Source organism: Pantoea sp. X-Soil-YNGN-775, assembly GCF_059730575.1.
On sequence record NZ_AP035945.1, the window covers coordinates 3470754 to 3484938 of the forward strand.

Sequence of the window (14185 nt, forward strand, 5' to 3'; positions counted from 1 at the left end):
TATTTAATGAAAATTACCATCAAAACACTAATTAATTTTCTGTGCCCCGGCGACGTAAACGGTCAAGGACTACAGCCAGAATGATGACTATTCCTACCGCAAGTGTCTGGTAATAGGCCGATACACCAATCATGTTCATTACATTCGACAATAGCGTGAGAACCACGACACCGGTGATTACCTGCCTGATATTGCCTGCCCCGCCAGCAAGCGCGACGCCGCCTAATACCACTGCTGCAAGTGATTGCAATGTCAGGTTAGCTGCTGCGATAGGCTGCGCTGAACTTGTCCAGGCAGTAAGCACAATTGCGCCAGTACCGGCACAGAATCCGCTCACCATGTAAACCAAGACTGTTACGAAGCGCACGTTAATGCCTGATTTTGATGCCGCCGACACGTTCGATCCGATTGCATATACATAGCGGCCAAACAGCGTAAATTTCAGCAACACCGCGACCATTACCGTTAGCGCGACCGCTATCCATACCAACATTGGCAGGCCTAATAATGTGTCGTAGCCAACAGCCTGAACATAGGCAGCAGGAACATCATAAATCGGCACACCACCCGATAAAATCAGCGCGATAGCTTGCGCCACCGAGAGCATGCCAAGTGTTATCACCAAAGGGGACGTTTTGAAGAAAGCGATAATAAAACCCGATACCGCTCCGGTCATCGTTCCGGTAATCAACATGGCCAGTAAACCTGCTGCTACTCCGTACTGATTCATGATCATGACACCCGCGACACCGGCAAGAGACATCGCTGACGATAAAGAGAGATCGAGACCACCTCTTATTACTGCCACAGCCTGACCAAGCGAAATAATCAATAAAGGCGCCAGCTGGCATGCAAGATTGACCGCATTACTCACGGTAAAGAAGCGCGGCTGGATGAAGCCAGCGACTGCCGCAGTCAACACCACCAGGAGAGGAAGCATCCAGTCAGAAAGTGAAAAATATCTATTTTTCATCATCTTTTCTGTAGATATAAAGCCCATTTCTTTGCTTGTAGTCATGACACAAACTCCTGTTCATTCTCTGAATGAAAGCGGGTTGTAACCACGGTTTCTTTCTGGCCCACGACATCTGCAATGATGGAAGCTTTGTCATTTTCATCCGGGGCAGAGTAAGTTTTTACAATGCTGCCGTGAAACATGGTCCACACTGTATCGCTTAACATCATGGTTTCGGCCAGGTCACTTGAAAGCATCAATACAGAAACACCTGATGATGCAAGCGCACGAATTCGTTGATGAATTTCATGCTTCGCATCAATATCTACTCCTGCCGTGGGCTCTTCCAGCACCAGAATTTTTTGGGCACAGGCCATGGCTCTAGTGAGCAGAACCTTCTGCTGATTACCACCGCTGAGGCTGGTTAGCAGATCCTGCTTACTGCCATACTTGACGCCGGATTGCTTCAATAGCTCATCCGATTTCAACTCAGTCTGACGCGTATTTAACATGCCGCAGCGGGTATATTTTTTTAGCTGCGTTATCATGAGATTTTCACTGATGGTCAATGATGCATAAACGCAATTGCTCGCTCTGCCTGCAGGAAGCCACGCGACCCCGTGACGTAAGGCTTCAGAGACACCGCTCGGCTTCCAGCGCTGACCTTCCATCCGGAAGGAAATGCCGTCATGCGCCTTACCGGGTATGAAACCAACCAGCTGCTGCAGCAAAACGTCTCCACCACAGCCGACTACCCCGTAGATGCCGACAATCTCTCCCCGCCCGATAGTGAATACCCCACGACCGCCACTGGCTTTAGGTACATTTTCGATATCAATAAGAGGTGCATAAGTGTTGCATCCTCTTCCATGAATAAAAAGGTTTTCAGGCTTCTTACCGGTCAAACGCGTCACAATTAAGTCGCCGGTGATATCACTGTCCATCGGAAATGCATCAACGACCTGGCCATTACGCATAATGGTGACGCGATCGCTTACTGCAACAACGTCATCAATGTGATGTGTAACCAGCACAGAGGCGATACCAGCAGTACGTAATCTTCTCAGCACGTTAAAAAAGTTTTCTTTTTCCACCGCGCCAAGCATAGCTGTGGGCTCGTCAAAGATAATGACGCGTGGGTGGGACATGAGAGACTTACCGATCTCAATGAGCTGCTGAATGGCAACCGGGTATGCACTAACCGGACGTTCAATATCCAGCTCATCCAGGCCCAGCTGGGAAAGTACTTCACGCACTCTTTTCGTTTCTACCTGCCTGCGTGTCAGGGAAAGCAGGGTTTTCCCGTTCTCAGAACCCAACCACAGGTTGGCCCGAACTGACAAGCTCGGCGCGAGAGATAATTCCTGATAAACCATCACTACGCCCGCATGACGGGCTTCGCGGGAACTGCTAAATGCAACTTGCTCATCGGCATACCAGATAACGCCTTCATCAGCTGAATACAGCCCGCTGATGATTTTGCCGATCGTTGATTTTCCTGCACCGTTTTCACCTAAAACACAATGTATTTCACCCGCCTGAAACTGAATTGAGACATTTTTCAGCGCCTGCGTTGCACCGAAGCGCTTACTTAAGCCACTAACTCGCAACAGTGGTGATGGCGCGTTGCTCTCCGATACAATGTCCGTCTGAATCTTCTGCATGATGAATTCCTCAAAACGTGCTATTGCATGGACGGGATTTTCCAGTCTTCAGGAACGATTTCATATGTCTCAAACGGATGTGTCGAGACATTGGCTTTATCAATGACTTTGTTGGGTACATTGAAGTGGGGATAGCTGAGGCCGTCTGTTCCAGACGCTGCAAGGTCAGGCATCGGTTTATTTTCCATAGCCCGTATAGCGTACTGCACGATCAGGCGTCCCATAATGATGCCCGGCTCAGACACTACGGCCAGTAATCTTCCGTCTTTGATCATCGGCGCCGCACTCTTAACCATCGCGGAGCTCACTACCGGCGCCTGACGGTTTTGCTGGCGCACCGCCTGCGCGGCCCCCATGCCCAGTGTTATTTGCGGTGTATAAATAAAATTGATATTTGGGTTGCGCAACAGTAGATCAGAAGCCTTGGTTAACCCTTCTTGAAGATCGATATTACCGCCAAAACCCGTTTCAACTAATTCAACTGGAGTAGCGCACTTCTTAGCTTCTGCTTTGAAACCTTCATAACGCAATCGAACCCACTCAGCCCCTGCGGGGCCGGGGATCATAGCCACATTTTTAGATTTCTCTGGCGATTTACAGACTGCATCCGCCATCAGACTGCCGATGTGGGTATCATCCTGAAGCACCCCGAAATCAATGTTCTTACTGTTCACGGGAATGCCTACAGCGGCCACTTTCATGCCACTGGACTTCAATGACTTGATAATAGGATCAAACCCATTAAATGCCGCCGGTGCCAGAACGGCTACATCAGTACCCATGCTCTTAAACGCTTCGAGTTGGGCAAACTGTTCACGGACATTGCCGTAGGCTCCAGCAACAGATACCTGGACGACATCGACACCGGTACGTTTTGCTTCGTCGGTAATACCGTAAATAATCCCTTTATAAAAATCATCGTTAAGATGAACAACGGTGACACCCAGTTTAAAGGGCTTATCCGCTTTCATTTCAGGAATTATTCCAACCAGACGATCTTCTTCTGCATGTGCTGCAAAACTAAAAATAATTGATGCCAGTAAACAGGAAGATTTTAACGGTAACGCTTTTTCATTGAATCTCGAAAGCCAGCTCATTTTAATTCCCTCGTTCAATACTTATAAAGGCCAGGTTATTAACTTCTGGGGAAAAACCTGTGTAATGAAAGAATGACTTAATATCTAACCAGAACTTTTATCGATTCTGTTAAAGCAAAATTCGCCTTTTTTACAGACATAACAAGTCAATCATCTTCCAATTGAAAGAGACTTGTTACTAATTGAGTTCAATAAAGGCGTCCGATGCCGTTATAACCTCCTACTTCTAGATGCAGTGAATTAAAAAAGTTGTTTCACTGCAGCCATAAAAGCATCATTCCTCTCCAACACCACTGAGTGAGAGCAATTATTCAGAATCTGTAAATCAGCATATCTGATATTTTTTGCAAGTATCTCAGAACTACTTGCAGGAAAAGGAATATCATCACGTCCATGTAGCATAATTACCGGGCATTCAATTGCCGCGAGCGTCTCTTTGCTAAGAGTTGTTTTTTCTACATATTGTTGCGGTTCGCCGGTGAACATTTCATCAAAGTATTCCGCATATCCTTCCTGGAACACAACGGGTTCGCGCGCGCTTATGTAGTCATTATCGATAACTGATTTATCGTGGATAAGGGTACTAAGTGTTGAAATGAGTTCATCGCGATTTTTTGGGCAGCGCCAGATTCGCTGCGTTGCTTCAGACGCTTTAAAAGGTGCACCAATCGCGCCAGTCGTCAATACGGCCTTAACGCGGGAGTCGCTTGCGGCAACATTTAGCGCAATAGCAGCAGAAATTGAATGACCAATTAATCCTAATTCATTCACACCGATGACATCGATCATGGCTTTAGCCTGTCGAATCCACATTTCAAAATCGAAATAGGGTTTTTCAGCTTTACGATCGCTAATGCCAAAGCCAATAAGATCAAGAGCGTATACATTAAAATTCTCGCCTAATGGTTCGAGAATACGTCCCCAGTTACCCAAACTGGATGCTCCAGGTCCTGAACCATGTATGAGTAATAATGTTTTTCTGCCTGCTGAACCCTTGCCAATATCAGCGTAATAGTAGCCTGCTTCAATTCCTTCAAATTCAAACGAGGATTTCTTCACTGTCACGTACATAAAAACTCCTGGCGTGCTCATGTGGGTCTGAAATCAATAATACGCAACAAAAATGATTTATGAAGAAGAAAATGGATTTTTTGTGACATCATAGATATTTCGTATGAATATCCTTCTTACAGATGCTGTGCTATTATGTAATCAAAAGCGTTGAAATTTTACCCAAGCTTATGAAAATAGTGAATATTCCTGGAGAGGGATTATGAAAAGCTCAAAAGAAGGAAAATCGTTAAACGAGACGATTTATGCATCTCTACGTGAGTTGATCCTTACGGGACAGCTCATTCCGGGTAAGAAACTCAAAATCTCTGAACTCGCAGGTCGCTTTGACGTTAGTCTCAATGTGGTGCGTGAAGCACTAAACAGATTGACCGGAGAACTTTTAGTAGAGGTGGCTCCGCAGCAGGGATTCAGCGTGCGAGGCCTTTATCAGGACGAGCTTATCGATCTCACTGAGCAAAGGGTCACGTTTGAAAGTATTGCGCTGCGTAAGGCAATTGCTTCCGGTGACATTGAGTGGCAGGGACGTCTAATCGCTTCCAATCATCGTCTGATTCACACACCGCAAACACTGCCCGAAAGCCCGGACAAGCTCAATCCCGACTGGCATAGCCGGCATGAGGATTTCAACTTTATCATGATGGAGAACTGTGGCAGTAAATGGCTGTTCCTCATGATTAAACAACTCGCAGAAGCTTACCTGATTTATCAGCGCGTCCTGCTACCGGTTGTTCCTGACCAGGGGGAGCGCAATACAGACCATAACGAACTGCTCCAGGCCATACTTGATGGTGATGCAGAAGGTGCAGTATCTATCCTCACTGAACACCTTAACCAAACCCGGGACGTGATGCTAAACGTTTTAAACGTTACAGCGCCTTCTGGTATTGGCAGACGAATCACTCATTAAAAGATGTTGAACATGGATAAACAGCAAACCCGACAGCTCCGAGCGGTACATGTCAGCCACGTGAGCGATATTAACCCGCGTATGAAACGCATCTGTCTTACCGGTGAATCTGTTGCAGCATTCGCAGAAGTGCTACCGGCGGCATGGGTAAAAGTATTTTTTACTCCACCTAATGAACCTGAAGGACCGGGGCGCGCCTATACTATTCGACGTATGTGTCCTGTAATCAATGAGTTGGTTCTGGACTTTGTTCAACACGGTGAAGGCCCAGCGGCCAGCTGGAGCCGATCTGCTAAGGAAGGCGATATCATCAGAATCGCTGGTCCTCGTGAAGGTATCGCTTTAAAAGGCATCCAGTCATTGCTCTTGTTTGGCGATGAAACGGCAATACCGGGAATTTTTGGGATCATCGAAGCGTTAGACGAAAACGTCACTGTTCAGGTTTTCATTGTGAAAGAGACAGAGGCTTCTTATGCTCCGCCTCATACCCTCGCTGCTTTATCGCTGAATTGGCTCAAAGGTGATGAGGATTTGGCAGCTCAGGTTACATCCTGGATTCAGAACAACAGCCCTGATCATGTTTGGGGAGCTGGCGAGCACAGTGTGGTCATCCCGCTGCGAAAACATCTTTTTCAGACATTTGGCCGAAGCAGGAAAGACACGACTATTACAGCTTACTGGAAATCAGGTGAAGCTGATCACCGTGATAACGCTGAGTAATCTCGCATCATTTGCTTTTTAACCATACACCCAACAGCACTGCCCCAAAATCATCGGGCCAGTGCTGTTTTTGTTATGTTTCTCTTTGCATTAACCCTGAATCTGATTCATTTTCCCCTTCACAGCTGCACAGATCCGCTTTAACCCCTCGGTCAAAACGCTACGCGGGCAGGCCGGATTAAGTCTGATAAACGCATCGGCATTGTCGACAAAACCGTTTCCGGAAACCACCAGGACATTGGCCTCGTTTATGAAGAAATTGCCCAGTGCCTTGCCTTTCAGCCCTAAAGCAGAACAGTCAATCCACATCAGATAAGTGCCTTCGCAGTCAATCATCTTCAATAAAGGCGCATGTTCCTGTAGATAACATTCGGCAAAATCAATGTTGCTTCTGATATAGGTGCGCACTTCATCCAGCCACTGATGGCCTTCTTTATAGGCTGCCGTAAAACCAATCATGCCAAAAATATTGGGCCGTTTACTGTCGCGCGACAAACAGTCCAGTTCAAACTTTTTTCTGAGTTCGGGATTCGCAATCACATTAACCGAGATCTGCAGACCCGCCATGTTGAAGGTTTTGGTTGGAGACATGCAGGTTATCGTGTTTTGCAGTAATGCCTCACTTAATGAGGCGATGCTTATGTGCTGCCTGTTGCCAAATATCATGTCGCAATGAACTTCGTCGGAAACAATTACAACATTATTTCTAAGGCAAATTTCGCCTATACGAAGCAGCTCATCTTCTGTGAGCACCCGACAGGTTGGATTATGTGGATTGCATAATATAAGCATTTTCGCCCGGGGGGATTGAGCTTTGACTTCCAGATCGTCAAAATCGATGCTGTATTTCCCATCGCGGTATAACATTGGGTTATGCGCTGGAACTCTTCCGTTAGAAACGGTAAGTTCGGTAAACAACGAAAACGCAGGCGTTTGAAAGATCACTTCATCGCCAGGTTCTGTTAGCACCCGCACGGCACCACCAATTCCAGCAATCACGCCTGGTGTATAGCTAATCCATTCGCGCTCGATATCCCAGCGATAATGCTTCTTAGACCACTCGATAAACGGATCGAAATAATCACCAGCTGGCTGCACATATCCATAAAGGCTAAAGTTTGCGGCGTTTGTGACCGCCTTAACAACAGGTTCGGCTGTACGAAAATCCATATCAGCCAGACCCAGCGCAACAGTATTGCTGTCTTTACAATCTCGCAATTTATAAGCGGATGTATTCCGGCGGTCGATAACCTCATCAAAATTACTGCTCATGCTTATTCCTCTTAACTATGTGAAATCTCTTTTAAGCCACTTCCCTGCTGATCATTAACTTCTTCAAATTCTTCATCTGAATATTTAGTAAGACTTATGCCGCATAAGCCATAAACAAGCTCAAGCACAATCATGGTGATGTTGAAAAACATGAATGGGATAATAGCGATAAGCGGGACACCCAACGTTGCAGCGATAAACGTACCGTTCAGGCTCCACGGCACCATCATGCTCAAACAATCAGTGAAGTTACTGACTGCGCGTGAGGCGTTTTCTGGGCGGTAACGAAATTTTTTATATAAAGGTGCCATCAGAGTGGCATTCATAATCATTGAAAAATAATTCGCTGCTACAAGTGATGAACACACCGCACATCCGGCAAATGTTGACGTAATTAATCCGACGCGTGAATGAATTACGTTGCTCATCGAATCAATGATTTTTCCCAGGATACCGCTGCCTTTGAGAATGCCGCCCATGCCTAATGCAGCAACAACGACGCCTATCAACTCCAGCATGCTGGAAATGCCACCGCGGTTGAGGATGGGATCAAGAAATTTATTGCCTGTTTCTATGCTGACACCGGTGGCGAGAAAATTACCGACCTCAGAAAATGAATGGCCCTGGTAGAATACGGATATAAACGATCCGACGAAACAGCCAACCATAATTGCGGCTACAGCCGATTGTTTACAGGCCAGTAAACCAATAACAACAGCCAGAGGTATGAGTGTAATCCAGCCGATATTGAAGGTACTCGCAAGTGACGACAGCATGTTATTGGTTGCCTGAACATCCATTGAAGCATCAGAAAAATAGAAACCTACAACTGTGTACAGTGCTGCCGATATGATAACGCCAGGAACCGCAACGCTTACCATGTGTTTTAAATGTTTCATTAATGGCACGCCAGCGATAGTGGAAGTCAGCAGCGGCGTATCTGCCACTGGCGAAACCAGATTTCCTACACATGAGCCTGATACGACTGCCCCGGCAACAATGCCTGGTGAAATACCCATTCCCATGCCAATCCCCATCATAGCGACACCAACCGTACTGACGGTTCCCCAGTTTGTACCCAGTGGCAGAGAAATGAGCATGGAGATCAGGAAAGCAACTACCAGAAAATATTTAGGAGAAATTAATTCTAAACCCCAGTAAATGAGTGTTGGGACCGTACCCGCACTGATCCAGACGGCTATCATGCAACCAATAGCCAACAACAGGGCAAATAATCCTGCACCGACTTTAATCATTTCATATACGTCTTTCTCAATCTCTTTAGGGGAATAACCTAACTTCCACGCAAAAGGGACCAGAATAAGCCATGAGAAAAACAATGTCGTTACAATAGGAATGCCGAGTAAACTCATTGATGCCACAATGAATAAGATCAATATTACGATAGTCATCAACGCGAAATTCAGTGATGGCTGTTTTTTAGGCTGCGCCTTTATATCCTCTGCTATTTCCATCGTCTTGGCCCTTCATTTGAGTAGGTTAATATGTCCAAATCAATGAGACATAAGCGGTCGTAACGCCAATATATGCATTTTTTTTGATGATTATTCATGGCGGCTTCATGCCAGTTCCAGGTAATGAATTACATTTTTGAAATACTCATAATGTTGATATGAATTGATAATCGCTACTTTTTATAAGCGATAACCTCGATCTCAACCTTTGCATTTTTCGGCAATTTTGCAGCTTCTATACACGACCTGGCGGGCGCTGCTGAGCCTGAAAAGTACGAACTATATACCTCATTGAATTCAGCGAAGTCAGCTATATCAGCAAGAAAACACGTAGTTTTAAGCACGGTACTAAGCGATGCTCCACTCTTTTCAAGGACTGCTTTGACGTTTTCAAGCGATTGTATTGTCTGTTCTTTGATACCACCTTCCGGGAACAGCATGGTTTCAGGTATCAGTGGTAGTTGCCCTGAAGTAAATACCAGATCACCGAACATAATCCCCTGCGAATAGGGACCTATAGCTTCAGGAGCATTTGAGGTGGCAATAGCTTCTTTTTGATTCATTATGTGTTCTCACTGTTATTAAGTTTAAATTCACGCAGGTATTTATAAACTGCATTTTTTGAAATACTTAACTTCTCTGCCACAATATTTGCCGACTCTTTAAGTTCAAATATTCCGCTTTCATAGAGATTGTAAACAATAGCGCGAGTACGCAATTTTTTATTAATTCTTTGATCATTATCAACCTCACTTATCGCTCTGCAGGTTGATTCATTAATTAGCTCTTGAGGATTTGAACTGAAATTTTCAGGTAGTAATCCATTGAGTATATGGTCAGGCATTAACGTTTTAACCAGTTCAGGAAAGGGAACTGAAACGTTAATATTCACACAAAAAAGACCGATAGGTTTTTGACTTTCACCTGCTACTACACAAGTTGTCGATTTAAGTAATTTACCTTCTCTGTTGCGCGTGAAATAGCTGCGAGAATTCACCTCACCCGTCTGATTAAACTGCCTGAGCATTTTCAAACCCATATCAGTGATCGGCGAGCCCACCTCACGATTGGTATGGTGCCCATTTACGATCTTCACCACCGAAGCATCAAGACTTTCAAATGAGTGCAATACCACTTCACAGTGAGATCCAATAAGGTCTGCGACCATGTCAGCAAGCCGAAAGTAGGATGTCATGTGTTCATGATCCTTTTCGGTAAAAGCCATACTGCGCTGTATCTCGTTGTCATCAATATTCATAAATAACCATAAAATGGATTTTATTTGATTTTATGGATTATAAATAACACACAAAAAAGCAACATAAACATACTTAAAACTTATGACACCAATCACATCATTTTTAATAAAGACATTAAAATCAATTATTTATATAATTTTGGTTAAAACTTATCGTTTTAAAAGTGGACTTTTGTTTACTTTGTCTATGTCAAAAATTCCCCTTTTGTTCACCTTGGGAGAAGGCGTCGGACTGATTTACAGGGTTGATGAATGAAGTGGGCACAGTGAGAAATAACAAAGAGCGTTGGGAAGAGCTTTGTTGGAGAACCTCGAAAAGGTACGCCGGAGGGAAAAAGGGCACCATCAGGTACCCTTCAATTTATCCAGCAATCACGCGAGCTCTGTTTTAGCGGGCAGGAAGATAGCCATAAGCCCAACCAAGGGCAGGAAGGCGCAGATTTTGAAAACAGTAGCAATGCCAGCGTAATCAGCCACGACGCCAAGGCCTGCTGCGCCTAGGCCGCCCATGCCGAAAGCGAAGCCGAAGAACAAGCCGGAGATCATTCCAATCCGTCCTGGCACCAGTTCCTGTGCAAATACCAGAATTGCCGAAAACGCAGAAGACAGTACCAGACCGATAATGATGGAAAAAAGACATGTCATTTCGAGGTTCAGCCAGGGTAATGCCAGGCTGAATGGAGCAGTTCCCAGGATTGAACACCAGATAACTTTTTTACGTCCAAAGCGATCACCAATCGGCCCGCCGATGACCGTTCCTGCAGCAGCGGCGAAAAGAAAAGCAAATAGATATAGCTGTGCGCTCTGAACAGACAGTCCAAATTTCTCGATTAGATAAAATGTGTAGTAACTGCTGAGGCTGGCTGTATAAACAAATTTAGAAAAGATCAGTACCAGTAGTACGCTGATGCCGATGATCACTTTTCTACGTGGAAGAGAGGACACAGCCCGAGCTGTTATCGACTTAGATGCAGCTGCATGCTGTGCAGCGTACCAGCGGCTCACCTGTAACAGAATGACTATCGCCAGCATGGCGGCCAGCACAAACCATGCGACATGTCCTCTTCCATAAGGGGCGACAACCACCGCTGCCAGCAGTGGACCTAAAGCACTTCCCAGGTTACCACCAACCTGGAAAAGCGATTGTGCCAGCCCGTGCCTGCCGCCCGACGCCATTCTGGCCACACGAGAGGATTCAGGATGGAAAACAGATGATCCTGTTCCCACTAATGCTGCGGCAATCAACAGCGCCGGGTACGACTCAGCCAAAGCCAGCATCACTAAGCCCAGTAAAGTGAAACCCATACCCACCGGCAGCGAACGTGGCTGCGGATGTTTATCGGTAAACATCCCAATTAGTGGCTGGAATAAAGATGATGTCACCTGAAAAGTTAAAGTGATCAATCCAATTTGCACAAAGCTCAGTGAGAATTCTGGTTGTAGCAACGGGTAAAGCGCCAGAATCAGCGACTGGATCATATCGTTAAGAAGGTGTGCAGCGCTAATAGCACCCAATACACCAAATGATGTGCGAGGCAAAGCCAATGATTTTGCCGTGACAGACTTGTTGTAACTCATTTTTTAACCCCAAAAAATATTATCTGAACCCTGATTTCCGAAAAATAAAACGCAGAAAGCCCGGCATATGCCGGGCCTTTATCTGGCTGTAATGACTTATAAAATGTTGCCCGCGGCATACCGTTAGTCGGACCCTTTTTTGGACATGATCGCAAATACCAGATTCACCGCGACTAATACGATTGCTCCAAGCAATACGAATGCCAACTTGAGCCCCGTAAAATGCGCGGCATAACCAATCAGCGCTGGCCCCATTAATACGCCCAGGTATCCCAGGATACTGGCTGATGCAATGGCAAGCGAAGCTGGCATAGATTTTTGTCTGCCTGCAAGAGAGAACAGCACCGGCACAACGTTACCTGCAGCAAATCCGGCCAGAGCCATCGAAGCGAGTACTGCATAGAAGGACTGCACTTCAGCGGTGAGGAAAATGCCTGCAGCAGTGATAAGAACACCTGACAGAAGCATAGTTTTCTCGCCAAGCAGTGTAACGATGCGGTCACCAACAAAGCGGCTTAGAGCCATTGCTATCGCGAATACCACATATCCGATACCTGAAACATTCGCCGCGACCTGCTTAACCTGAATCAGCAAAATTGCGCCCCAGTCCAGCATCGCACCCTCCGCCAGGAAGATGATCATTGCCAGCACGCCAATTGCAACCACCTTACCGCGTGGAATGACGAACAACGGATGTTCTTCTTCTGAACGGGTATTCAGGAAGCCACGTGCAGCGAGTGATATACATACAAGGATCAGTGCTGCCGCCATTGCTGCCGCAAAGACGATATGCAGGCCTGTAGCAATCAGGAGGGTGACGAAGCTCGCGCCCGCCAGGCCACCAATACTGTAAAATCCATGGAAGCCAGACATTAAAGGCTTGCCAGCTGCATTTTGCACTTCAGTGCCATGGATATTGGCAGCTACGTCAATCGCACCGATTGAGCATCCGAACAGCAGTAAAGTCAGTCCCAGGGTCAACGGGGTCGAAACATGCGCCAGCAATGGCAACGCAATAATCAGGCCCAGCGCTCCTGCAATAATGATCTTTTTACTGCCGATTTTTCCTGCAAGTCCACCTGCAGTAGGCATGCCAATTACAGCGCCTAACCCCAGACAAAGTAATACCGTACCCAGCATCGCTGAATCTGCATTAATACGTTGCTGCGCAAACGGAACCAAAGGTGCCCAGCATGAGAGGCCAAATCCCGCGATGAAAAATGCTATACGCGTTGACCACTTCGCTCTGCTTAAATTAAGCTGCTTTTGCTCAGCTCCGGATGAAACGGCCGACTTCTGGCCGTTCCATGAAACATCTGACTGACTCATAATTTAATTACCCATGATTAAAATTCTTTCGTATAAGTATGATACTCATGGATGCATTGGTGTGATTCATCTATAATGACCAAATATGTCGATAACACGCCACATTGTTAAAAACCCAGATGATGCAGAGTCCGCAGTTGTTGGCCAGTCGGAAAGTTCGGCGCCCTATACCAGCGATTTGCATAGCCATCAGCGTCATCAACTGATTTTTGCTACCCGTGGGGTGGTACATATGGTGACGTCTGAAGGAGAGTGGATACTGCCTACCAGCCGAGCTTTATGGATTAGTGGCGGCACAAAACATGCATTAACGGTTAAGCGGCCATCGCACATCAGCATCTTGTATATAAAATCTGAAATTAATCCGTTCCCTGACTCAGAACGCTGCCGGGTTGTTGAGGTTTCGCCTTTAGTACGTGAACTGATATCCGCCTGCGCTAATCATCCATGGGATTACAAACCAGACTCGCCTGAGTCACGTCTGGCAAATGTGTTAATTGATCAGATCAGATTGCTGAGTAATTCCCCCCTTGATCTTATGATGCCTACAGATGAGCGAGCCCTGCGTGTGGTAGATATTCTTAAGCGCGACCCAGGCAACCGCTCCACATTACATGAACTGGCAAGAGAGGCTGGTGCCAGCGGTCGAACGATTGAACGTCTGTTCACGCGAGATACTCACATGTCATTTGGTGCGTGGCGGCTTCGCCATCGAATGCTGTATGCCGTTGAAAGGCTCGCTTATGGTGAAAACGTTACCCGGGTAGCACTGGAAGCCGGTTACGAATCTTCATCGAGTTTTATCGCGTCCTTCCGCTCTATGTTTGGCACCACGCCTTCGCGCTATTTTGGTTAA

13 protein-coding genes are annotated in these 14185 nt (G+C 46.2%); 3 read left to right on the top strand and 10 right to left on the bottom strand.

Going from position 1 to position 14185, the window contains the following annotated elements; all coding sequences use genetic code 11:
• Window positions 1-31: 31 nt before the first annotated feature.
• From AC6I8I_RS16165 to AC6I8I_RS16180, 4 genes are all read right to left on the bottom strand, one after another.
• Window positions 32-1018, bottom strand: coding sequence for an ABC transporter permease (locus AC6I8I_RS16165; RefSeq protein WP_497817990.1), 987 nt, complete (start codon window positions 1016-1018; stop codon window positions 32-34).
• Window positions 1015-2619 (bottom strand): sugar ABC transporter ATP-binding protein, encoded by a 1605-nt coding sequence (locus AC6I8I_RS16170; RefSeq protein ID WP_497817991.1) that lies wholly within the window; start codon window positions 2617-2619, stop codon window positions 1015-1017. Before AC6I8I_RS16170 ends, AC6I8I_RS16165 begins: the two co-directional genes overlap by 4 nt.
• A 20-nt stretch (window positions 2620-2639) precedes the next feature.
• Window positions 2640-3716 (bottom strand): substrate-binding domain-containing protein, encoded by a 1077-nt coding sequence (locus AC6I8I_RS16175; RefSeq protein ID WP_497817992.1) that lies wholly within the window; start codon window positions 3714-3716, stop codon window positions 2640-2642.
• Between the two features lie 240 nt (window positions 3717-3956).
• Complete coding sequence (locus AC6I8I_RS16180; protein ID WP_497817993.1) at window positions 3957-4787, bottom strand: alpha/beta fold hydrolase; 831 nt, start codon at window positions 4785-4787, stop codon at window positions 3957-3959.
• Window positions 4788-4989: 202 nt separating this feature from the next.
• Here AC6I8I_RS16180 and AC6I8I_RS16185 point away from each other — a divergent pair, with 202 nt between their 5' ends.
• Together AC6I8I_RS16185 and AC6I8I_RS16190 are read left to right on the top strand one after the other, a co-directional pair.
• Window positions 4990-5697, top strand: coding sequence for a GntR family transcriptional regulator (locus AC6I8I_RS16185; RefSeq protein WP_497817994.1), 708 nt, complete (start codon window positions 4990-4992; stop codon window positions 5695-5697).
• Between the two features lie 12 nt (window positions 5698-5709).
• The gene (locus AC6I8I_RS16190) at window positions 5710-6417 is read left to right on the top strand and encodes a siderophore-interacting protein (protein WP_497817995.1); all 708 of its coding nucleotides are present in this window, start codon (window positions 5710-5712) and stop codon (window positions 6415-6417) included.
• Between the two features lie 90 nt (window positions 6418-6507).
• Here AC6I8I_RS16190 and AC6I8I_RS16195 read toward each other — a convergent pair whose 3' ends face one another.
• The 6 genes from AC6I8I_RS16195 to AC6I8I_RS16220 all read right to left on the bottom strand — a co-directional run bounded on the left by AC6I8I_RS16195 (window position 6508) and on the right by AC6I8I_RS16220 (window position 13329).
• Window positions 6508-7689 carry a MalY/PatB family protein gene (locus AC6I8I_RS16195; RefSeq protein ID WP_497817996.1) on the bottom strand — a complete coding sequence of 394 codons (1182 nt, stop codon included), beginning with the start codon at window positions 7687-7689 and terminating at the stop codon, window positions 6508-6510.
• 11 nt (window positions 7690-7700) lie between these two features.
• Window positions 7701-9164 (bottom strand): Na+/H+ antiporter NhaC family protein, encoded by a 1464-nt coding sequence (locus AC6I8I_RS16200; RefSeq protein ID WP_497817997.1) that lies wholly within the window; start codon window positions 9162-9164, stop codon window positions 7701-7703.
• 173 nt (window positions 9165-9337) lie between these two features.
• Window positions 9338-9727, bottom strand: a complete 390-nt coding sequence (locus AC6I8I_RS16205) for a RidA family protein (RefSeq protein WP_497817998.1) — start codon at window positions 9725-9727, stop codon at window positions 9338-9340.
• Entirely contained in the window at window positions 9727-10422 is a 696-nt protein-coding gene (locus AC6I8I_RS16210; protein ID WP_058959220.1) for a helix-turn-helix transcriptional regulator, read from the bottom strand. The genes AC6I8I_RS16205 and AC6I8I_RS16210 overlap by 1 nt, the downstream gene beginning before the upstream one ends.
• Window positions 10423-10794: 372 nt before the next feature.
• The gene (locus tag AC6I8I_RS16215; RefSeq protein WP_497817999.1) at window positions 10795-12000 is read right to left on the bottom strand and encodes an MFS transporter; all 1206 of its coding nucleotides are present in this window, start codon (window positions 11998-12000) and stop codon (window positions 10795-10797) included.
• 123 nt (window positions 12001-12123) lie between these two features.
• Window positions 12124-13329, bottom strand: coding sequence for an MFS transporter (locus AC6I8I_RS16220; RefSeq protein WP_497818000.1), 1206 nt, complete (start codon window positions 13327-13329; stop codon window positions 12124-12126).
• An 85-nt stretch (window positions 13330-13414) separates the two neighbouring features.
• Here AC6I8I_RS16220 and AC6I8I_RS16225 point away from each other — a divergent pair, with 85 nt between their 5' ends.
• Entirely contained in the window at window positions 13415-14185 is a 771-nt protein-coding gene (locus AC6I8I_RS16225) for an AraC family ligand binding domain-containing protein (protein WP_497818001.1), read from the top strand.